This window comes from Methylobacterium thuringiense (assembly GCF_022179645.1).
GTDB classification, from domain to species: domain Bacteria; phylum Pseudomonadota; class Alphaproteobacteria; order Rhizobiales; family Beijerinckiaceae; genus Methylobacterium; species Methylobacterium thuringiense.
Genome location: NZ_BPRA01000010.1, coordinates 242,682 through 262,820 on the forward strand (window position 1 = coordinate 242,682; position 20,139 = coordinate 262,820).

At 68.6% G+C, this 20,139-nt stretch carries 25 protein-coding genes; 12 read left to right on the forward strand and 13 right to left on the reverse strand.

The window, feature by feature from the left end; all coding sequences use genetic code 11:
• Positions 1-80: 80 nt before the first annotated feature.
• On the reverse strand, positions 81-203 hold the full coding sequence (locus MFF07_RS22540) for a hypothetical protein (RefSeq protein ID WP_281407174.1): 123 nt from the start codon (positions 201-203) through the stop codon (positions 81-83).
• 141 nt (positions 204-344) lie between these two features.
• Here MFF07_RS22540 and MFF07_RS12805 point away from each other — a divergent pair, with 141 nt between their 5' ends.
• The 3 genes from MFF07_RS12805 to MFF07_RS12815 all read left to right on the forward strand — a co-directional run bounded on the left by MFF07_RS12805 (position 345) and on the right by MFF07_RS12815 (position 2,575).
• On the forward strand, positions 345-1,754 hold the full coding sequence (locus tag MFF07_RS12805) for an aminotransferase-like domain-containing protein (RefSeq protein WP_147818247.1): 1,410 nt from the start codon (positions 345-347) through the stop codon (positions 1,752-1,754).
• A gap of 46 nt (positions 1,755-1,800) precedes the next feature.
• Positions 1,801-2,064, forward strand: a complete 264-nt coding sequence (locus MFF07_RS12810; RefSeq protein WP_238232105.1) for a DUF4160 domain-containing protein — start codon at positions 1,801-1,803, stop codon at positions 2,062-2,064.
• A gap of 88 nt (positions 2,065-2,152) precedes the next feature.
• The gene (locus MFF07_RS12815) at positions 2,153-2,575 is read left to right on the forward strand and encodes a hypothetical protein (protein ID WP_238232107.1); all 423 of its coding nucleotides are present in this window, start codon (positions 2,153-2,155) and stop codon (positions 2,573-2,575) included.
• 12 nt (positions 2,576-2,587) lie between these two features.
• Here the strand turns inward: MFF07_RS12815 and thrS are convergent, their stop codons facing one another.
• Entirely contained in the window at positions 2,588-4,615 is a 2,028-nt protein-coding gene (gene thrS, locus MFF07_RS12820) for a threonine--tRNA ligase (RefSeq protein ID WP_147818245.1), read from the reverse strand.
• A gap of 286 nt (positions 4,616-4,901) precedes the next feature.
• Here thrS and MFF07_RS12825 point away from each other — a divergent pair, with 286 nt between their 5' ends.
• The gene (locus MFF07_RS12825) at positions 4,902-5,168 is read left to right on the forward strand and encodes a UPF0175 family protein (protein WP_147818244.1); all 267 of its coding nucleotides are present in this window, start codon (positions 4,902-4,904) and stop codon (positions 5,166-5,168) included.
• Between the two features lie 19 nt (positions 5,169-5,187).
• Positions 5,188-5,658: a PIN domain-containing protein gene (locus tag MFF07_RS12830; RefSeq protein WP_238232108.1), complete on the forward strand. Its 471-nt coding sequence runs from the start codon at positions 5,188-5,190 to the stop codon at positions 5,656-5,658.
• On the opposite strand, the gene yidD is transcribed toward MFF07_RS12830, so the two are convergent.
• The gene (gene yidD / locus MFF07_RS12835; protein ID WP_147818242.1) at positions 5,643-5,990 is read right to left on the reverse strand and encodes a membrane protein insertion efficiency factor YidD; all 348 of its coding nucleotides are present in this window, start codon (positions 5,988-5,990) and stop codon (positions 5,643-5,645) included. The two genes, MFF07_RS12830 and yidD, sit on opposite strands and share 16 nt — an antisense overlap.
• 21 nt (positions 5,991-6,011) lie before the next feature.
• The gene (locus MFF07_RS12840; RefSeq protein WP_147818241.1) at positions 6,012-6,473 is read right to left on the reverse strand and encodes an iron-sulfur cluster assembly scaffold protein; all 462 of its coding nucleotides are present in this window, start codon (positions 6,471-6,473) and stop codon (positions 6,012-6,014) included.
• A gap of 244 nt (positions 6,474-6,717) precedes the next feature.
• Between MFF07_RS12840 and folE the strand changes: the two genes are divergently transcribed.
• The 3 genes from folE (at position 6,718) to MFF07_RS12855 (ending at position 9,062) form a co-directional block, all read left to right on the forward strand.
• On the forward strand, positions 6,718-7,443 hold the full coding sequence (folE, locus tag MFF07_RS12845; protein ID WP_505744264.1) for a GTP cyclohydrolase I FolE: 726 nt from the start codon (positions 6,718-6,720) through the stop codon (positions 7,441-7,443).
• Between the two features lie 43 nt (positions 7,444-7,486).
• Entirely contained in the window at positions 7,487-7,900 is a 414-nt protein-coding gene (gene hisI / locus MFF07_RS12850) for a phosphoribosyl-AMP cyclohydrolase (RefSeq protein ID WP_147818239.1), read from the forward strand.
• A 115-nt stretch (positions 7,901-8,015) separates the two neighbouring features.
• The gene (locus tag MFF07_RS12855; RefSeq protein ID WP_147818238.1) at positions 8,016-9,062 is read left to right on the forward strand and encodes a patatin-like phospholipase family protein; all 1,047 of its coding nucleotides are present in this window, start codon (positions 8,016-8,018) and stop codon (positions 9,060-9,062) included.
• Between the two features lie 7 nt (positions 9,063-9,069).
• Here the strand turns inward: MFF07_RS12855 and MFF07_RS12860 are convergent, their stop codons facing one another.
• Both MFF07_RS12860 and MFF07_RS12865 read right to left on the reverse strand, forming a co-directional pair.
• Positions 9,070-9,501: a CBS domain-containing protein gene (locus MFF07_RS12860; protein WP_147818237.1), complete on the reverse strand. Its 432-nt coding sequence runs from the start codon at positions 9,499-9,501 to the stop codon at positions 9,070-9,072.
• Between the two features lie 187 nt (positions 9,502-9,688).
• On the reverse strand, positions 9,689-10,501 hold the full coding sequence (locus tag MFF07_RS12865; RefSeq protein ID WP_147818236.1) for a rhomboid family intramembrane serine protease: 813 nt from the start codon (positions 10,499-10,501) through the stop codon (positions 9,689-9,691).
• A gap of 470 nt (positions 10,502-10,971) precedes the next feature.
• Between MFF07_RS12865 and MFF07_RS12870 the strand changes: the two genes are divergently transcribed.
• The 4 genes from MFF07_RS12870 (at position 10,972) to MFF07_RS12885 (ending at position 14,200) form a co-directional block, all read left to right on the forward strand.
• On the forward strand, positions 10,972-11,592 hold the full coding sequence (locus MFF07_RS12870; protein ID WP_147818235.1) for a PAS domain-containing protein: 621 nt from the start codon (positions 10,972-10,974) through the stop codon (positions 11,590-11,592).
• A 145-nt stretch (positions 11,593-11,737) separates the two neighbouring features.
• Positions 11,738-12,370, forward strand: a complete 633-nt coding sequence (locus tag MFF07_RS12875; protein ID WP_147818234.1) for a PilZ domain-containing protein — start codon at positions 11,738-11,740, stop codon at positions 12,368-12,370.
• Positions 12,371-12,646: 276 nt separating this feature from the next.
• The gene (locus MFF07_RS12880) at positions 12,647-13,291 is read left to right on the forward strand and encodes a transglutaminase-like cysteine peptidase (RefSeq protein ID WP_147818233.1); all 645 of its coding nucleotides are present in this window, start codon (positions 12,647-12,649) and stop codon (positions 13,289-13,291) included.
• Between the two features lie 219 nt (positions 13,292-13,510).
• A complete protein-coding gene (locus MFF07_RS12885; protein WP_147818232.1) occupies positions 13,511-14,200 on the forward strand; it encodes a transglutaminase-like cysteine peptidase in 690 nt (229 codons plus the stop codon).
• A gap of 31 nt (positions 14,201-14,231) precedes the next feature.
• Here the strand turns inward: MFF07_RS12885 and MFF07_RS12890 are convergent, their stop codons facing one another.
• The 7 genes from MFF07_RS12890 to MFF07_RS12920 all read right to left on the reverse strand — a co-directional run bounded on the left by MFF07_RS12890 (position 14,232) and on the right by MFF07_RS12920 (position 20,045).
• A complete protein-coding gene (locus MFF07_RS12890; RefSeq protein ID WP_147818231.1) occupies positions 14,232-14,561 on the reverse strand; it encodes a DUF6949 family protein in 330 nt (109 codons plus the stop codon).
• 213 nt (positions 14,562-14,774) lie between these two features.
• Positions 14,775-14,990 carry a DUF3126 family protein gene (locus MFF07_RS12895; RefSeq protein WP_147818230.1) on the reverse strand — a complete coding sequence of 72 codons (216 nt, stop codon included), beginning with the start codon at positions 14,988-14,990 and terminating at the stop codon, positions 14,775-14,777.
• A 154-nt stretch (positions 14,991-15,144) separates the two neighbouring features.
• Positions 15,145-16,005 carry a serine O-acetyltransferase gene (gene cysE, locus MFF07_RS12900; RefSeq protein WP_147818229.1) on the reverse strand — a complete coding sequence of 287 codons (861 nt, stop codon included), beginning with the start codon at positions 16,003-16,005 and terminating at the stop codon, positions 15,145-15,147.
• A 399-nt stretch (positions 16,006-16,404) separates the two neighbouring features.
• Positions 16,405-17,313 (reverse strand): helix-turn-helix transcriptional regulator, encoded by a 909-nt coding sequence (locus tag MFF07_RS12905; RefSeq protein ID WP_147818228.1) that lies wholly within the window; start codon positions 17,311-17,313, stop codon positions 16,405-16,407.
• 321 nt (positions 17,314-17,634) lie between these two features.
• On the reverse strand, positions 17,635-18,531 hold the full coding sequence (locus MFF07_RS12910) for a transglycosylase SLT domain-containing protein (protein WP_147818227.1): 897 nt from the start codon (positions 18,529-18,531) through the stop codon (positions 17,635-17,637).
• A gap of 179 nt (positions 18,532-18,710) precedes the next feature.
• Complete coding sequence (locus MFF07_RS12915) at positions 18,711-19,508, reverse strand: HAD family hydrolase (RefSeq protein ID WP_147818226.1); 798 nt, start codon at positions 19,506-19,508, stop codon at positions 18,711-18,713.
• An 18-nt stretch (positions 19,509-19,526) separates the two neighbouring features.
• Complete coding sequence (locus tag MFF07_RS12920) at positions 19,527-20,045, reverse strand: gluconokinase (RefSeq protein ID WP_238232110.1); 519 nt, start codon at positions 20,043-20,045, stop codon at positions 19,527-19,529.
• Positions 20,046-20,139: the final 94 nt, after the last annotated feature.

Sequence of the window (20,139 nt, forward strand, 5' to 3'; positions counted from 1 at the left end):
GAGAGGCGGCCGGCGCCGTCGGCGCGACCGCCTCGTGGAAGCCCGGCTTCGAAAGGGTGCCGACCCTTTGCGCCGCCACTCTACGAGAACGGAACGATCAGCGGCAGCGCCAGCGCGATGCCGGCCGCGAGGATCAGCACGTCGGCGAGACGCCGGGCGACCCAGGCGTTGCGCCCGGACGGGCTGGTATCGGTACGGGTCATGGCCTGGCTCCTGCAGTTCGTCTGTGGTCGCAGGATGCCGTCCGTGCGACTTTGCCGACAGGCACGGTTGCAGTACGATCCGGCCAAACTGTACGGGACAAACATCCGTACGGTTGCTCACGCCATACGGGAGCGAGGGCGATGGCGGATGGCGCACCGACCACATTCGCGGAGCCCGGCCTCACCCGCGTCGAGGCGGTGATGGCGGCGATCGAGCGGCGTATCGACGGGCGGGCCATGGCGGCCGGCGCCCGCCTGCCCTCGGTGCGCGCCTTCGCCGACACGATGCAGGTCTCGAAATCGACGGTCGTCGAGGCCTACGACCGGCTGCTGGCCCAAGGCTCCATCGTCTCGCGGCCCGGCTCCGGCTTCTACGTCGCCGGCAAGCCGCAGCCGCTCAGCCTCGCCGCGATCGGCCCCCGCCTCGACCGCGAGGTGGACCCGCTCTGGATCGCGCGCCAATCGCTGGAGACCGGCGACGACGTGCTCAAGCCCGGCTGCGGCTGGCTGCCGGCCGACTGGATGCCGGAGGAGGGCCTGCGCCGCGCCTCACGCCAGGTCGCCCGCGACCGCGGTGCCAGCCTGACCTGCTACGACACGCCCCTCGGCCTCGCGCCCCTGCGCCAGCAGCTCGCCCGGCGCCTGACCGAGCGCGGCATCCTCGCCCATCCCGACCAGATCGTGCTGACCGATTCGGCGACGCACGCCCTCGACCTGATCTGCCGGTTCCTGGTCGAGCCCGGCGACACCGTGCTCGTCGACGACCCCTGCTACTTCAATTTCCACGCCCTGCTGCGGGCCCACCGGGTCGAGGTGGTCGGCGTACCTTTCGGCGATGCCGGACCGGATCTCGCCGCCTTCGAGCAGGCGCTCACGGAGCACAAGCCGCGGTTCTACCTGACGAATTCAGGGCTCCACAATCCGAACGGCGCCTCCCTCGGCCCGGCCGCGGTACACCGGATCCTGCGGCTCGCCGAGGCGCACGACACGCTCATCGTCGAGGACGACATCTATGCCGACTTCGAGGCCGAGCCCGGCCCGCGGCTGGCCGGCTTCGACGGGCTGGAGCGGGTGATCCATATCGGCGGCTTCTCGAAGACGCTCTCGGCCGCCGCCCGCATCGGCGTGATCGCGATCCGCTCCGACTGGGTCGAGCGCCTCGTCGACCTCAAGCTCGCGGTCTGCCTCAGCAACAGCCACCTCGCGGCCGCCCTGATCCACCGTTTCCTGGCCGACGGCAGCTATCGGCACCATCTCGAATCGGTTCGCACCCGGCTGGCGGACTCTCGGGGAACGACCCTGAAGCGGCTCGTCGCGGCGGGCTTGAGCGTGCCCTTCGTGCCCACCGCCGGGATGTTCCTCTGGGCCCGCCTGCCGGACGGCCTCGACGCGGCCGAGGTCTCGCGCCGGGCGCTGGCCAAGGGCGTCGTGCTCGCCCCCGGCAACGTCTTCAGCCTCGGCCAGAACGCCGCGGACCACCTGCGCTTCAACGTGGCGCAATGCGCGGACAAGCGGGTGTTCGACGTGTTGGAGGCGGCGATGGCGGGGTGAGGCCGAAGGCAATCTTTTCATCGTCCGAAATCCGGACTATGTTTGAGTGTCCGACGGAGGCGTGGCGATGGGCAAGCTGCACCAGTTCGGCAAGGTCTTCATCCGGGTCTACGCCAACGATCACCTGCCGCCGCATTTCCACATCGTGTCGCCGGACGACGAGGCCCTGGTGGAGATTGCCACGCTCGACATTCTCGCAGGTGCTCTGCCGAGCAGGGTCGCCAAGAAGGCCCTCGCCTGGGCCGCTGACAACAAGGCCGTGATCGCAGCCGAGTGGAACCGTATCAATCCCCGCTTCCCCATCGACTGAGGAGAGACCGATGACGTCCCCGGTGCCTCGGATTACGGACATCGCCGCCACGGGCCCGACGCAACTCCGTGTCGCTTGGCGGGATGGCGTGGACACGCTCGTCGATCTCGCCGGCTGGATCGCGACGGGTGACGACGTGCTCGCCCCGTTGCGCGATGCTGTCATGTTCGCGGCTGCGCGCATCGGCGAGTACGGCGCGAGCCTCGCATGGGGTGATGAGGACGGCGATCTCGCCATCGATGCATTTCACCTGCGTCAGATCGCGACGGAGCAGGCGAATGCCGGCACGTTCCAGCCGGCGGCATGGCAGGCCGAATTGCGGCTTTCCAATCAGGAGGTGGCCGATTTCCTCGGGCTCAGCCTCAGCACCTGGAACGCCTACAAAGCCGGCGCCAGGGTGCCGACGCCGACCGCGATGCTGTGCGGAGCTGCTCTACGAGATCCGATCCTGCTGCACGCCCATTTCAAGCCGCGTCGGGCTGGGCGCCCGCGAAAGGCGCCCGCACCCTAAACCGATCCCTGCCTACGGCGCCGCGCGCTCCTCGTGCTGCCCGTCGAGGGTGACGTTCTCGCTCGGCACCGAGTCCACCACGGCCTCCGCCCGCCGCAGGTCAGGCGACGTCGCTTCCTCGACGAAGGACGCCACCGCCTCGGCCAGCGACAGCGACTTGGTGTGCTGGCTGCCGAGCCGGCGGATCGAGACGGTGCGCTCCTCGGCCTCGCGTCGTCCGAGGGCGAGCAGCACCGGCACCTTGGCCAGCGAATGCTCGCGGACCTTGTAGTTGATCTTCTCGTTGCGCAGGTCGGCCTCGACCCGGAGCCCGGCCCGCCGCAGCGTGCGGATCACCTCGTGGGCGTAGTCGTCCGCCTCCTGAGTGATCGTGGCCACCACCACCTGCACCGGCGAGAGCCAGAGCGGGAAATGTCCGGCGAAATGCTCGATCAGGATACCGGTGAAGCGCTCCATCGAGCCGCAGATCGCGCGGTGGACCATCACCGGCGGAATCTTGTTGCTCTCGCCGTCGATGTAGAAGGCGCCGAAGCGTTCCGGCAGGTTGAAGTCGACCTGCGTGGTGCCGCATTGCCAGTCGCGGCCGATGGCGTCGCGTAGGACGTACTCGAACTTCGGGCCGTAGAAGGCGCCCTCCCCCGGGTTCACCGCCGTGGTGATGCGCCCGCCGGACTGCTCCTCGATCTGCGCGAGCACGCGGGTCATGACCTCTTCGGCGTGGTCCCAGAGCGCGTCGGAGCCGACGCGCTTCTCCGGCCGCGTCGAGAGCTTCACGACGATGCGGTCGAAGCCGAAATCGGCGTAGGTGCTCAGGATCAAATCGTTGATCTTCAGACACTCGTCGGCGAGCTGGTCCTCGGTGCAGAACACGTGCGCGTCGTCCTGCGTGAAGCCGCGCACGCGCATCAGCCCGTGCATGGCGCCGGACGGCTCGTAGCGGTGGACGACGCCGAACTCGGCCATGCGGAGCGGCAGGTCGCGGTAGGACTTCAGGCCGTGCTTGAAGATCTGGACGTGGCCGGGGCAGTTCATCGGCTTCAGCGCGAACCAGCGCTTGTCCTCGGCCTCGTCGCCGGCACTTTGGGCCGCGAACATGTTTTCGCGGTACCAGTCCCAGTGGCCCGAAGTCTCCCAGAGCGCCTTGTCGAGGATCTGCGGGGCGTTGACCTCCTGGTACTCGCCCTTCAGGCGGCGGCGCATGTAGGCGATGAGCTCCTGGAAGATCGTCCAGCCCTTGGCGTGCCAGAACACGACGCCCGGCCCCTCCTCCTGGAAGTGGAAGAGATCCATCTCGCGTCCCAGCCGCCGGTGGTCGCGGCGCTCGGCCTCCTCCAGGCGGTGGAGATAGGCGTCGAGGTCCTCCTTGGTGGCCCAGGCGGTGCCGTAGATGCGCGTCAGCATCGGATTGTTGGAATCGCCGCGCCAATAGGCGCCGGCGACCTTCATCAGCTTGAAGGCCGTGCCGATCTTGCCCGTCGAGGTCATGTGCGGGCCGCGGCAGAGGTCGAACCACTCGCCCTGGCGGTAGATCTTCAGATCCTCGCCGGGCGGAATCGCGTCGACCAGCTCGACCTTGTAGGTCTCGCCCCGGTCGGCGAAGAGCTGCTTGACGTCGTCGCGCTTCCAGACTTCCCGCGTGAACGGCGCGTCGCGAGAAATGATCTCGCGCATCTTCGCCTCGATCTTCGGAAAGTCCTCCGGCGTGAAGGGCTCGGCCTTGGCGAAGTCGTAGTAGAAGCCGTTCTCGATCACCGGGCCGATCGTCACCTGCGTGCCCGGCCACATGGCCTGCACGGCCTCGGCCAGCACGTGCGCCGTGTCGTGGCGGATCAGCTCCAGCGCGCGCGAGTCGTCGCGGCCCAGGAACTCGATCGCGGCATCGCGTTCGATCAGGTCGCCGAGATCGGTGACGACGCCGTCGAGCGCCATGGCGACGGTGCGCTTCGCCAGCGACTTCGCGATGCCCTCGACGACGGCGCGGCCGGTGACGGCTTCGTCGAAAGCGCGCGTGTTGCCGTCGGGGAATGTCAGGATGGGCATATCGGTGTCCTTGCTCACTCCTGCGAACGCGGCAGGTAAGCGGGTTTTGGATGTTCGCGTCGGGACGCGGCGCGGGGTTTAGACCGATTTCGAGTGAGAGGAAAACCGGCAGGCGATCTCGCATGGGGCTGCTGCCCGTCGCTGCGTAACCGTTCCAGCTCGCTTCAGAGGCACGAGATGCCAGACAGGCCGAGATGGGCCGCAGTTACCCCGATTTCAGCATTGCCGGCCGATCTGGTCGCGTCCGTCTCCCATGCTATGCTGATCGAGCGGTCCGGAGGCTGAGATGAACATCACCGTGCCCATTCCCGACGATCTCGCCCTCAAGCTCGCGGCAGCCGATGGCGGCGAGCTTGCGCGACGGGCGCTCGAGGCGTTCGCGACAGACGAATATCGACGCGGACGACTGACCGAGTCCGAATTGCGCCGGCTCCTCGGCCTCGACACACGCTATGCCCTCGACGGATTTCTGAAGGCGCGCAACGTATACCTCGCCTACGACGGCGAGGATCTGGAGCGAGATCGAAGCGACCTTGCCCGGCTCGGCTTCTGATCCGACGGCGCGCACCGTCGTGAGCGACACCGGTCCGCTCAACTACCTCGTGCTGATCGATCACGCCCACGTTCTGAAGCCCCTGTTCGGCAGCCTTCTCATACCGGAGGCCGTCCGCAGAGAATTGGGCCACCCGGGCGCGCCGGCACGCGTACAGACTTGGATCGCTGCATCGCCGGGATGGCTGTCAGTTCATCCCGATAGCGCCGACACGGATGCGACCCTGCACCGTCTCGGCGACGGCGAACGTCAGGCCATCGTCCTTGCGCGGGCGCGAGCAGCAACGCTGATTCTGATGGACGATCGGGCCGGCGTTGCAGCGGCGCGCGCCATGGGCTCCGTTGTGATCGGCACGCTCGGTATCATCGATCTGGCCGCGCGCCGCGGGCTGCTCGACGTCGCGCAAGCCGTAGCGCGCCTGCGAAACACGAATTTCCGCTGCAGGCCGAGTCTCTTGTTCGACCTGCTCGCCCGTCATCGTGCATCATGAGGCTTTGAGGGCTCGCGCGGCTCGACCGCCTCGCACACGAACGGCGAGGCCGGAGCCTCGACCCCGCGCCAGCGCCCGTAGCGCCACGGCAGCCACCACCTGGCCCGCCCGGGCACCCGTTCCGGCACCAGATCGATCCCGTGCGTACCGAACGGTCCGCAGCGGCAGACCCGCGAAAATCCGATCCAGCCGCCGGCCCAGAGGCCGTGCCGGGCAATCGCGGTATCCGTGTACTCGGAGCAGGAGGGCCAGTGTCGGCACTGGCGGCCGATCAGGCTCGACAGGGTGAGCTGGTAGCCGCGGATCGCCCAATGCGCGGCCCTGCGCACCATCACCGAAGACTCCGCACCGCCCTATTCGGCGGCCTCGGCCGATGCGGCCTTGCGGGCGGCGATCTGGTCGAGGGCGTTCACCACCGCGTCGAAGGTGAGCAGCGTCGAGGCGTGGCGGGCACGGAAATCGCGCACCGGCTCCAGGACGGCGAGGTCGGCCCAGGTGCCGTCGGGCGGCAGGCCGTTTTCCTTCAGCATGGCGCGCATCCGCTCGCGCACCGCGCGCAGCTCGTCGGCGGTGGCGCCGACCACGTGGCGAGCCATCAGCGAGGACGAGGCCTGGCCCAGCGCGCAGGCTTTCACCTCGTGGCCGAAGTCGGTGACCGTGGTGCCGGCGGCGTCGGTGACGAGATCCACCGTCACGGTCGATCCGCAGAGCCGAGAATGAGCGCTCGCGCTCGCATCGGGCGCATCGAGACGCCCGAGCCGCGGGATATCCGCGGCGAGTTCGAGGATGCGGCGGTTGTAGATGTCGTCGAGCATCAGAATTCTGCTGGAAGCCGGATCCGCGTTCGGTGCATTGCGCGAATGCCCCATAACGTCGATATAGGCGCAGAGCCGCCGTTCCGCGAGGACGGCACGTCGTTCCAGGTCGTGCCCCGACCGGCGCCGCCGGATCCAAAGGGGCACCGGCACCTTGTATGAGTGATGCCGGCGGGACCCGACGATGTACGCCAAGCCCGACAGCACCACGATGAAGGCCCGTGTCGCGCGGGCGGGAGATGCCATGGATGCCGCGCTCAAGTCCCTGTCCTACGGCATGAGCGACGAGAACCGGCGCGCGGACGCCATAGCCCTGATGCGCAACGACAACGACGCCCGCTCCGATGTCGCGCCGCTGCCGGATTCGGCACAGCGCGTTCCGAACGAGATCGCGCTTGCCCGCCCGAGCCGCCAGGAGGCCGAGGCCGCCGTGCGCACCCTGTTGCGCTGGGCCGGCGACGACCCGACCCGCGAGGGCCTGATCGATACCCCGGCGCGGGTGGCCAAGGCCTACGAGCAGCTATTCTCCGGCTACAAGATGGATGCCGACGCCCTGTTGGAGCGGGTCTTCGAAGAGGTCGAAGGCTATTCGGACGTCGTGTTGGTGCGCGACATCCCGTTCTATTCCCATTGCGAGCACCACATGGTGCCGTTCATGGGGCTGGCGCATGTCGCCTACTACCCGTCGAAGGGCGTCGTCGGCCTGTCGAAGCTCGCCCGCGTGGTCGACGCCTTCGCCAAGCGCCTGCAGACGCAGGAGACCATGACGGCGCAGATCGCCGACACCATCGAATCGATCCTGAAGCCCCGCGGCTGCGCCGTGATGATCGAGGCCGAGCATCTCTGCATGGCGATGCGCGGCGTCCAGAAGGCCGGCGTCTCGACAATCACCACCCAGTTCCGCGGCGTCTACAAGGACGACGCCAGCGAGCAGGTCCGCTTCCTCACCCTCGTGCGCAACAAGCCGTAGCGCTTCGGTTTTCGCGCGCCGCTTCCATTTGCGACACGCCAAAATGACAAAAGAATTCGCAGCGCCGGGGACGCGGGCCGAGGTCGAGGAAGGCGCGGTGCTGACGCCGCGCTTCGGCGCGGACGGTCTCGTCGCCTGCATCGCCGTCGACGCCCATGACGGCGCGGTGCTGATGCTGGCGCACATGAACGCCGAGTCGCTGGCGCGCACCCTCGAGACCGGCGAGGCCTGGTACTGGTCGCGCTCGCGCAGCGAACTCTGGCACAAGGGCGCGACCTCCGGACAAGTCCAGCGCGTCGTCGAGATGCGGGTCGACTGCGACCAGGACGCCCTGCTGATCCGGGTCGATGTCGGCGGGGACGGCGGCTGCTGCCACACTGGGCGGCGCTCGTGCTTCTATCGCAGCGTGACGTTTGGGACTGGAAGCGCGGCGGCGCTCGTTCCGGCCGGGCCGTGAGACCGACGGCCGCCAGCACCGACTCTTCCAGCGATCGGCTGTCGGCAAGCGCAACTGCGCGCCGCCGCTCGTGCGGCGGACAGCCATCGCGGCGTCAGCGTCGAGCGCCACAAGGATGAGTCCCCGCGCGGCCCTGCAGGTCCAAAGTTTCCCCGAGGGCGTCGTCGAGCCCGTCGAGGCACCGCGTCCGCGTGCACCGCGGGTCGGGCTGGCGCTCGGCGGCGGTTCGGCGCGGGGCTGGGCGCATATCGGGGTGATCGAGGCGCTGCAGGAGGCCGGCATCGTACCCGAGATCGTCGCGGGCTGTTCGATCGGTGCGGTGGTCGGGGGGGCCTACGCGGCGGGCAAGCTCGACCGGCTGAAGGCTTTTGCGCTCTCGCTCACCAAGCGCCGGGTGATGGGCCTCGTCGACCTGCGGATCGCCGGGTCGGGCCTGATCGCCGGCGAGCGTCTGGCCCGCCGCCTCGCGCAGGAACTCGACGGGCGCCGGATCGAGGCGCTGCCGGTGGCCTTCGCCTGCGTCGCCACCGAACTCGGTACCGGCCACGAGGTGTGGCTGACCAACGGCCCGCTGGTCGAGTCCGTGCGCGCCTCCTACGCGATTCCCGGCCTCTTCCCGCCGGTGTCGCTCGATTCCCGCCTGCTGATGGACGGCACCCTGGTCAACCCGGTGCCGGTGCGGCTGGCCCGCGAACTCGGGGCGGACGTGGTGATCTGCGTCAACCTCGCCTGCGATCCGCGGGTGCGCGGCTCGCTGATCCGTCCGGAGGCGCCGCCGGACGAGGATGACGCGCTGGAAGCGGAACTCGAACACGTCGTGGAGACCCGGAGCCGCTGGGCGCTGCTGCGCGGTGCGGGGCTCCGCATCGTCGGCCGGGGCGCCCCGCGCCCCCGTCCCGCCACCAAGTCATCGGGTGAAAAATCCGGAGCGCCCGGCGCGGCGCGGGTGATGTTCGACGCCTTCAACATCACGCAGGACCGCATCTCGCGAGCCCGCCTCGCGACGGACCCGCCCGACGTGATGGTCAGCCCGCGGCTCGCCGCCATGGGCCTGTTCGAGTTCCACCGGGCCGCGGAGGGCATTGCGCTGGGACACGAGGCCGGGCGCGCGGCGCTGCCGGAGATCCGCCGGATGATCGAGGGGGCTGCCGCGCGCGTGTAGAGATCAATCAGGCGAGCGTGATGTAGTCGCGCATCGCCTGGTAGTCGGCCTCCACCGCTGCGATGCGCCGCTTCACCACGTCGCCGATGGAGATGACGCCCGCGAGATGGCCGTCCTCGATCACCGGCAGGTGGCGGAAGCGTCCGTCGGTCATCAGTTCCATCACCTCTTCGATGGTCGTGGCGCGGGTGCAGGTGGTGACCTTGGCGGTCATGTAGCGGGAGACGGGGGCGTCGAAGGCGGCGGCGCCGGCCTCGGCCAGCGCCCGCATCACGTCGCGCTCGGACAGGATGCCGAGGACGTTGGCGTCCGCGTCGCTCACGATGACGGCGCCGATGCGCTTCTCGGCGAGCAGATGGATCGCTTCGTCGATCGTGCGGTGCGGTGGCACCGTGGTGACGGCGGTGCCCTTCTCGGCAAGGATGCGTGCAACGGTCATGGTGTTGGTGTCCTCCCTGGACACGGCACCGTCAGCCCACGGCGCCACGAAGTTCGCCGGCCGGGTTGGCCCCGGCTCATCACGCGATAGTGTGGCGCTTGCGCCGACATGGCAAGCGCCTGTGGAAGCGCCGGATCGGCCGTTCTCCGGAAAAATCGACGTCGCGCGCCGGGCGCTCGGCCTGCCCTCAGCTCCGGCGCGGCTCCAGCAGCGGCAGCAGGAAGAAGCCGGCCAGAAACCCGCCGAGATGCGCGTCCCAGGCGATCGGGCCGTCGCCCGCCCCGAGGGGCAGGGAGATGAGCCCGAAGAGCAGGTTCGTGCCGAGCCAGATGCCGAGGAACAGCACCGCGTTCCGGTTTCGCAGGAGTTCGGGGATCGTCTCCAGCGGCGGCTGTGCTGCGACTTGCCAGGCCATGGCCGGGCGATAGGCCGGCGGCGGCCGGAACACGAAGCGGGCCGCCGCCGCCATCAAGGCGGAGATGCCGGCGGAGGCGCCGACCAGCGGCATCGCGCTCAAGGGGTCGATGAAGAGGTGGAAGGCGGCCCCCGCCACGACCCCGACCAGCGCCAGGACCCCGTAGCGCCAGGCCCCGTAGCGGCGCACGACCGGAGAGCCGAAGGCGGCGAGCCAGACCACGTTGAAGATCACGTGCATCCAGGAGCCGTGCAGCAGCCCGTAGCTCGCGAAGGTCCACGGCATCGCCGAGGATTCCGAGACGAGCGCGCGGGCGAAATCCTGCCGGGCGGCGACCATGGACGGGTCGCTCAACCCTTCCCCCGCAGCCTGAACGATGGCCTGTGCCTTGGCGGGATCGAGGGCCACGGTCCACCGCGCCGGGATGAAGGCGAGGTCGATGAGCGCCTGGATGTCCCAGAGGTCGGGCAGCACTTGCCGGATCGCGTGAATGCCGACGAGTACCGCGATCGAGGCGGTGACGACGCCCGGCATGTTGAAGACGGGCACGCGGTTCTGGCGTGGCAGATCGGGGGAAGCATCCATGCCGCCACCATGTCGGGGCCGGCGGCCTTGCCGCAAGAGCCGCGTGCGCAAACGCGTCGACAGCCCGCATCATGCGACAAAAAAAGGGGAGAGCGTCACCGCCCTCCCCTGAACGAAGGAGATCGTCCCGCATTCGCGGTGCCGCGCGTTCGAGCGCGTGGCATCCCGCACCAACCGGGTCCGATCCCTCCAAGGACACATCGCAAGCTGTGGATCGGGACCGCAAGGGTATCGGGGTGCCGCTGGGGAGCGGCGGGTCTCGATCCGACGCTTCGATCCTCACCGAACGGAGCTGCGTACGCAATCGCAACACTCTCTTAACCTTAACGAAAACTTAAGAGAGCCCGTCGCGTCGGGCCGGCATAGGGTGTGCGCCGGGCTCGTCAAACGCCAAAGGCCCGGCCCGGTCTGACCCGACGATCGACGATCCCGAGACAGGCCGAGCGCAGCCGTATCGATCCGGAACACCCATGAAGCACCCGACGAGCCGCCTGCTCCACGCCTACTGGGACCGCCTGCGCGGCGAGCGCGCCGCACCGGAGCGCAGCGAGATCGAGCCCGGCGAGATCCGCAACCTGCTGGCCGACAGCCTGATCCTCGAAATCGAGCCGCAACGATGCCACGCCTCGGTGCGGCTCGCCGGCACCCGCCTCTGCGCCCTGTTCGGGCGGGAATTGCGTGGCTCCGCCTTCTCCGATCTCTGGGGCGATGCCGAGGGTGAGGCCGCCCAGGGCTCGTGGCGGCTGGTGGAGACGGTGGCGATGGACACCGTCGGGGTCGTGGCCGGCCTCAAGGGCCACACCGCTCGCGGCGAGACGATCGACCTCGAACTCCTGCTGCTGCCGCTGCGTCATCGCGGACTGACGCAAGCCCGGATGCTCGGCGCATTGAGCCCCCATTGCGTGCCGGCCTGGCTCGGCCTGCAGCCGGTGACCCGCGTCGAGGTGACGTCCCTGCGGGTCCTCGAGTCGGCGGCGATCCCCGACGCGGCGGAGTTGCCTGCCGACATGCCGGCACCCGCCAACGACCCCCTGCCCGTCCGCCGCGGCCATCTGATGGTTCACGAGGGCGGGCGCCTCTCACGGACCTAGCCGGCTGGCGACTCAACGTGGAGAGGTGCATCTTTTCGGCAATCTCTGTGGTGCCTGCATTGCCGCGTCTTGGAACAAGCCTTTCGTAACCCTCTGGATCTAAGCCTTGAGGACCGATTCTGCGTTTGCTGGACAACACCCCGATATGAGCGAGGCCGCTGCCGCGATCGCCGAAGCCGTCGGGACGCGTCCGCTCCGCGGCTCCGATCTGCGTCGCCACCAGCGGGTCCCCGTCGCCCTGCTCGGGCGCTACATGCTGTCCGACCGCCGCGAGTACCCCTGCCAGACCGTCGACATGTCGCCGGGCGGCGTGAAAATCACCTGCGCCGTCCTCGGTGAGGTCGGCGAGCGCGTCGTGTTCTATCTCGAGCAGATCGGCCGGGTCGAAGGCGTCATCGCGCGCCATCCCGGCTCCGGCGGCCTCGCCGCTCGCTTCAACGCCTCGCCGCGCAAGCGCGACAAGATCGCCTCGCAGCTCACCTGGCTCGCCAACCGCGAGTTCCTCGGCCTGCCCGAGGGCCGGACGCACGAGCGCCTGACGCCGCTCAACCCCGTCGTGACCCTCCGCCTCGAAAGCGGCCGCGAACTGACTGCACGCGTCATCGACATCTCGATGTCCGGCGTCGCGATCGCCACGGAGACGGTGCCGCCGCTCGGGACCAGCGTCATGGTCGGCAGCACGCCCGGCCGGGTCGTGCGCTACTTCGAGGGCGGTATCGGCGCGCAGTTCATGCTGCCGATCTCCGCCGACCGGTTCCACGAGGGTATCCGGCTCTGAGCTGCCTCGGCGGGCTTGGACGTTTTTTCCGATTTTGCGACCGAGCTGACGATCTTTGCCGGAGCCGCCGGCCGTTCAGACGCGGCTTCGACGCCGTCATGGTGTGCAGCGCCTAAACGCATCTCCGAAAAATTGGCGCAAATCCACATCCATCGATTCGGCGTGCCGCGCGGTCGGAACCAAGCTCCCGGAATTGCATAAAATTGCGCGCATTCGCTTCAGCGCACCGGAGCGGATGCGGCTGCAACGTGGCCCTCGTTCGAAGGGGTGTCCGCGATGTGCAGCGCAGGGATCGTCAAGGCCGGGATCGCGGGGCTCTTCGTCGGGCTCGTGCTTCTCGCCGGCTGCGCCGGGGCCGAGGCTCGCGAGCAAGGCGTCGCCGCCCTCCCCGCGGTCTCCGCCGGCGCGGTGCCGATCGGGGCGGCCCGTCCGATCCTTGCCTGGACCGAATTCTGCAGATCCTATGCGGCCGAATGCGCCCTCGATCCGAGCGAGCCGGCCCGCATCGCGCTGAGCCCCTCCGTCTGGTCGCTGGTCGCTTCGGTCAACCGCAAGGTCAACCGCAGCCTGCGGGCTCAGACCGATCAGGAACATTGGGGCGTGCCCGACCGCTGGGATCTCGCCGAGGACGGCGTCGGGGATTGCGAGGACTTCCAGTTGCTCAAGCGCCGTCTCCTCGCCGAGGCCGGCCTGCCCCGCCGGGCCATGCGCATGACCGTCGTCATCGACGAGAAGGGCGAGGGCCACGCCGTACTGACCCTGATCACCGACCGCGGCGACTACGTGCTCGACAACAAGACCGGCGCCGTGATGGCGTGGCACGAGACCGGCTACACCTTCATCAAGCGTGAAAGCCAGGATGCGGTGGCTTGGGTCTCCCTAGGCGGCGTCACCTCGCCGGTGGTTACCGCCAACCGGTAGACCCCTTTCGAACGCAGGGGATCCGGCTCGTCGATAGACGTCGTCTCGCGACACGAGGTGTCCGCGATCCGTGTGGCCGGCTTGCAAGGGCTGACGCCGACGTCCCGTCCCGAGACGGGAAACGACCCGATCGCTTCAAGATCGCTTAACTTTGCTGTTGAGCCTGGGCCTCGGCCGTGCAAGCTTTGCCGTTGGGTCATTGCGGCAGGGCTTCGGGTCATGCTTTACGCGGTTCAAGGCAGCGTCGGCGGCGCGTCGCCGGTCGTCCGCGCCGCGGTGCGCCGCCGCCTTCGCCGGGCCGCCCATCTCTCCATCGTCGGCGCGGCGCTGCTTCTCGGCACGGCCGCAACGCAGGCACGGCCCGCGATACGTCTTCCCGAGATCGGCACCAGCATCGACGACGGCCAGGCGGCCCGGCCGGTCGCCGCGTGGAGCGAGTTCTGCGCGCGCATGCCCGGCGAGTGCAGCATCGACCCGTCCGAGCCTACGCAGATCACACTGACCCCGGCGGTCTGGCGTCTGCTCGCAGCCGTGAACCGGCGGGTCAACCAGAAGATCAGGCCGGTGACCGACATGGAGCACTGGGGCGTCGTCGATCGCTGGGACTATCCCGACGACGGATTCGGCGATTGCGAGGACATCCAGCTGCTGAAACGCCGCATCCTGGTGGAACGCCGCCTTCCCCGCCGGGCGCTACGCATGACGGTGGTGATCGACGAGATCGGCGAGGGGCACGCGGTGCTGATGGTGCGCACCGACCGCGGCGACCTGATCCTCGACAACAAGACCAGCGCGGTGCTGCCCTGGCAGCGCACGGGCTACAGCTTCGTCAAGCGCGAGGGTCAGGATGGACAGGCCTGGGTGTCGCTCAACAACGGCACCTCGCCGGTGACGACCGCGAACCGGTGAGTTTTTAGGTCTCGGCGGGGCTCGGCAGCTCTCAGGCGCCGACGACGAGATGGGCGAGGTCGACGGCGACCCGGCCCGACATCAGGCTCCAGCCGCAGGCGACCATCGTCGCGATCATGACGAAGGGGATCGGCCTCTGCTCAAGGCGGCGGCCCCGCATCGTGTTGCGCAGGATGATGAAGGGGGCCGTGAAGGCCAGCATCGGCACGGCAGCCAACGCCGAGACGCCGCCGGCCTCCAGAAGCTGGAAACTCGCCTTGCGCTCCGTGAACAGCTCGAACGCGCTGGCGAGAAGTCCCGCCAGCGCGAGCCCGACGAACAGGGTTTGGAGGGAGTCGAGGGCGGCTGGGCTGACGGTCATGACGCAACGGCTCCACCGGGAGGAGACACGCAGTCTGACCGAGGATTTACGATCTGTTAAGCAATACCCGCCCGGAGGGTAAACGCCGTCCGGGAGGACTGTGGATGGCTTTGGCACGGTGCCGGGTCGCCACGCGACCGGGCACCACGCTCAGCAATCAGTTTGGCGCGCACTTCCAGGCCGAACGGGTATCCAGCTTTGGCAAGGCGTGCGTCAGGCCTCTTCCTCAAGGTCGATGTCCAAGATCGCCATGCGGAACTGGTAGGAATCGTCCCCATCCTCCTTGTCGTCGGAGATGACGCCGATGGATTCCTCGCCGATGAACACCTCGGCCGAGTCGCCCATCTTCATGGCGACGACGCGGATGTTGGTGTTGGCGAACTTGCGGCGAAGATAATCCTGCAGCGTCGTGGCTTCGTTCTTGTTCAAGGGCTCGAGCCTTTCTGAGCGTTCGGCGGATCCCGCCCGCGACCCGCGCGCGCCGATGAGGGCGATGGGGCGAAGCGGGAGCGATCGTCGGCCCTCCCCTGTGGACGGCCGGAATGCCCGCAGAGCTAAGGCCGGCCAGCCGTCTCGGCAAGCATCAGATGCCGCCGGCGATGTCGATGTAGTCCGTCATCGCGACCAGCTGGTCCATGGAACGTGCCGGCTCGGCGCAGCCGGCGGTTCCGACGACGCGGGCCGGCACGCCGACGACGGTCGTGTGCGGCGGAACCGGACGCAGCACCACCGAGCCGGCTGCGACGCGGGCGCAGGCCCCCACCTCGATGTTGCCCAAGATCTTGGCGCCGGCCCCGATCATGACGCCCCGCCGGATCTTCGGATGGCGGTCGCCACCCTGCTTGCCCGTGCCGCCGAGCGTCACCGCGTGCAGGATCGAGACGTCGTCCTCGATCACCGCGGTGGAGCCGACGACGAGGCCGGTGGCGTGGTCGAGGAAGACGCCGCGGCCGATCCGGGCAGCCGGGTGGATGTCGGTCTGGAACACCTCCGACGATCGGCTCTGCAGGTAGAGCGCCAGATCGCGCCGGCCCTGGTTCCAGTACCAGTGGGCGAGACGGTGGGCCTGGAGGGCATGGAATCCCTTGAAGTAGAGCACCGGCTCCAGCGCCCGCGTGGTCGCCGGATCGCGGTCCATCACCGCGGCGATGTCGGCGCGAATGCTGCGGCCGAGCTCGGGATCGCCCTCGAAGGCCTCCCGAAAGCCGTGGGCGACGAGGTCGGCCGGCAGCGAGGCATGGCCGAGGCGCGTCGCCACGCGATGGGCGACCGCGGCCTCCAGACTGTGATGATTGAGGATCGTCGCGACGAAGAACGAGGCGAGCTGCGGTTCGTCGCGCACGACGATCTCGGCCTCGCTACGCACACGGCTCCACAGCGGGTCGACGACGCCAGCGACGGCGTCCGATGCCCGGTTCTGGCTCAGCGCAGGACTGGCAGACATGCCTTCCTCCTCGGAAACTAGATCACGCGTCGTTTTGATCGAATCGATCAAAACGCAGAAAACGTGATCGATTCAAAAGTTGAGAGCAGGCTTCGCGTGAAAAACCGTTGCCACTTTTTCGCAGCCTGCTCTAGGGGCGGGACGGTCCTCCGGCCGGTACCACCCTAGCCTGTCCCGAATAACGATCTGCCAGCGCTCGCCCGTTCTACGACGGTCGGCGGCGTTGGTTCGGCACGGCTGGAGAACCAGCTCCTTCGTGCCGTGTGGACTGGAAGTGATTGCAAGGTTGCGTTGCGTCAAGGCCCGCCAGGGTCGCCGCGCCAGCCCAGGTCATCCGTCGATCACCGCACGGCGCATGGCGGGAGGCTGGCGAGGTGTACGGCGTCGCGACGACCTTCGTCAGGCGCTACGCCGGTGCGACTCCGTGGCCGGCTCGATCGACGGTACACGCACGTCGATCATGGCGATCAGACGGTCGAGCATGGTTGCGACGGGCACACCGGAGGTGTCGACCGTCGCCGAGGCCCGGGCATAGAGCGGCTCGCGGCTGAGCAGCACCGAGCGCAGATCCTCCAGGGCGGTGGCGTGATCGCCCGTCGATTCCAGTTGGCCCTGATCGCGCACCCGCTGCATGTGCTCCTCGGGGCGAGCCTGGAGCCAGATCGTCACGAAGGATTGCAGCAGCAGGTCGTAGGTCAGCGGCTCGGCGACGATGCTGCCGCTGGTGGCGAGAATCAACGGGCCGGGATGCGCGGTCAGGCGGCGGAGCGCTCGCTGCTCGAGCCGGCGATAGCCCTCCTGGCCGTAGATCGCGTAGATTTCCTTCACCGACAGCGCGTTCTCGCGCTCGATCTCGGCATTGAGTTCGACGAAGGTCCAGCCCAGACGCTCGGCGGCGAGGCGCCCGAGCGTCGATTTGCCGGCGCCGCGAAGGCCCACCAGCGCTACGCGGATCCCGCCGCTTTGCCCCGCCTGCTGAGGCGAAGTTCCCGACAGCACGGATTTGGCTAGGGCCACCTGCTCGGGAGACGCCTCGCGCAGCAGGTCGCGGATCAGCCTCCATTCGGGCGAAGAGTCCTGGCCTGCGATCATGTCGTCGAGGCGCACGCCCATGGCGTTGGCGACCCGCCGCAGCAGGATGATCGAGACGTTGCCTTGTCCGCTCTCGAGTTGCGCGATGTAGCGCTCCGACAGGCCGGACGTCTGGGACAGGAGTTTGCGCGAGAGTCCCCGCACGGTCCGGGCATCGCGCACGCGACGGCCGAGTTCGCTCAGGAAGATCGCTTCGGGTTCCACCACGCCGGTCATGGCGCCATCAGCCTCTTATGCATCGCGACACCACACCCGGGATCGGGTTCCGTCGTCGACGCGACCTCGACCCCACTGCGTTGCAATCGGCGGACCACGATGCCCGCACCGGCGCGGGCGTCACGGTCGCGCGAGCCGCCGCGACCCCATCCACCGACATGGTCGCGTTCGTGCTGCATCGCAATAGTGGATTTTCGGGAGTGTCTGTTCAGGGCGCTCGACGCAATCTGCGCCTGAGCGGGATACCCATGCGTTTCTTGCCGGGAACAAACGGTGTGAACGGCCGCGCAGAACCTTGACGCTACCCTCTGGGTCTTCGGGCTACTGGGCAGCAGGGAGTGCAGTGGCCTCCAGCACCTCAGCCGGCGCCGTCGTCCTGCGGGCGGTCGTCACGGGTCGGGCCATCGACGCGAGCATGGTGGCGGCGGGACGGCGCGGCGGCAACGGCACCTCGACGAGGTCGGCGGAGGCGACGATCGCATTCTGGGCGGGCGCGGCCTGAACCGGTACGCCTGCGGCCATCGGAGCTGCTGCGACCTGGACGGGAGTCTCTGCGTGAGCCGGGGCGGTATCGCCGCCGAGGGTGGCCGGGCGGCGCGGCGGTAGCGGAACCTCGACGGGGCCGACCGAACCGGACGGGGCGGCATAGGCGAGTGCGGTGGTTCCGGCGATGCCGGCCCGCGGATCGGCCGAGGCCATCTGGACGGGGGCCGCATTCTGACCGGAGCGGAGGCCGAACAGCTTGGAGAAGTCGTTGGAGGAACTCGCGGTCTGCACCGCCCCGGAGGCGGGCACCTCGTCCGGCACCGCCGTTTCGATGCCGAGCTTCTTGGCTGCGTAGTAGAAGCCGCGGTTGTAGTAGCGATAGGCCTGATCGATGTCGCCCTTGGCCAGACGATAGGCGGTGGCGAGATAGGCGATGCCGTATTTCAGGTTGGTCTCGGGGTCGTAGAGACCGGAGGCGTCGCCGGTGTAGCCCATGCCCCGGGCCGTGGCGTGCTTGATCTGCATCAGCCCGAGCGCCGAGCCGCCCCTGGCCCGCGGATTATAGTTGCTCTCGCGCTTGACCACCCTGTGCACGAAAGCGGCCGGCACCTTGTTGGCCTTGGCCTGCTGCTCGATCAGCGCGTCGATGTTGTCGTGCGGGCCGTTGCTCTGAGCGAAAGCCGGCAGAGGGGCGGCAAAGACCATGGCGGCAAGCACGAGGCGCGTCTGCATTTCCGGCACGATCCAGTTCGGTGTGTCGGCCCTCCGTCGGATCGGATACGGCCACGGTCTCACCGAAGCTTGGTCGTGTCGAAATGAGGCCGTAAAGCGGCCTCGCCGGGCCGGATGTCGCCAGCGTAGCCGTTCGCCGGATCCCTGTGTCGAGAAGGGCACAGACCTCGCCGGATGGCTCAGCCCAGCACGATCCGCTCGATCGCCTGGGCGAAACCGTCTTCGTCGTTGGATGCCGTGACCGCGGAGGCTGCGGCCCGCACCTCCGCCTTCGCATTGCCCATGGCGATCGACCGGCCGCTCACGCGGAACATCGCCACGTCGTTGCCGGCATCCCCAAGGGTCGCGATCCGTGCGGGGGCTATCCCGAGACGGCGGCTCATCTCCAGCACGAAGCCGCCCTTGCTCACCCCCGGCGGCGTGATGTCGAGATAGTAGGCCTGCGAGCGCTCGATTGCCGCGCGCTCCCCCAGCGCCGCCGAGAGTTGTGATTCGACGCGGGCGAGCTCGTCGGCATCGCCGCTGACGCCGACGATTTTCTGGGCCTTGCCGAGCAGCGGGCCGAGGTCGCTCACGACCGTCGGTTCGACGCCGAGCGTCCTGCGTTCGAGGTCTGCATAGGGTGCCCCCGGATCGCGCAGGGTCCAGGTGCCGTCGGCAAACACCCAGACGTCGATGCCGGCCCGCAGCAGATGGTCGACGGCCTCCCGCGCCGTACTTTCGGGGATCGTCGTCTGCGAGAACGGCACGAGGTCCGGTCCGACGAGCGTACCGCCGTTGAAGGCGCCCATCGGCAGGCGGAGGTTCAGCGGTTCGACCAGCGCCTTGAAGCCGATCGGCGGCCGGGCCGAGGCGACCGTGAAGGCGATGCCGGCGGCGTCCAGGCGCTTCACCGCGTCGATCGTCGCGGGCGTCAGCCGCTTGTCCGTGGTGACAAGCGTGCCGTCGACGTCCGAGACCACGAGGGCGATGTTCATGCGTCGCATCCTGTCGCGTCAGGAGGCCTGCGAGACCCCCAATCGGATGGCGATGGCCGCCGCGACGGCGTCCGGTCCGTCGTCGATCCCGACGGTGATGGGACGCTCCTCGGGGCCGGGAGGTTCCAGGGCCGCGAACTGGCTGTCGAGGAGTTCGGCCGGCATGAAATGGCCGCGGCGCCGTTTCAGGCGCTCGCCGATGAGCGCCCGGCTGCCCTCCAGATAGACGATCCGGACATCCGGCCGGTCCTGCACCAGGGCGTCGCGATAGGAGCGGCGAAGCGCCGAACAGACGATGACGCCGCTCGTCCCGGCCGCGAGCCGTGCGTCGATCCAGGCGCGGATCAAGGCGAGCCAGGGCTTGCGGTCGGCGTCGTCGAGGGCGTGGCCCGTGTGCATCCGGGCGATGTGTTCAGGGGTATGGAAATCGTCGCCGTCGACGAAAACCCAGCCGAGGCGTCGCGCGAGCAGCTCCGCCACCGTGCTCTTGCCGGAACCGGACACGCCCATCACCACGAGCACCATCGGATCCGGCATGCCTCCTCCTCGCGACGCGCCGGGAGACCGCCTCCCGCCCTAGAACACGCTGCGTTTTGATCGTTTCAAGAGTTGAGAGCAGGCTTCGCGCGAA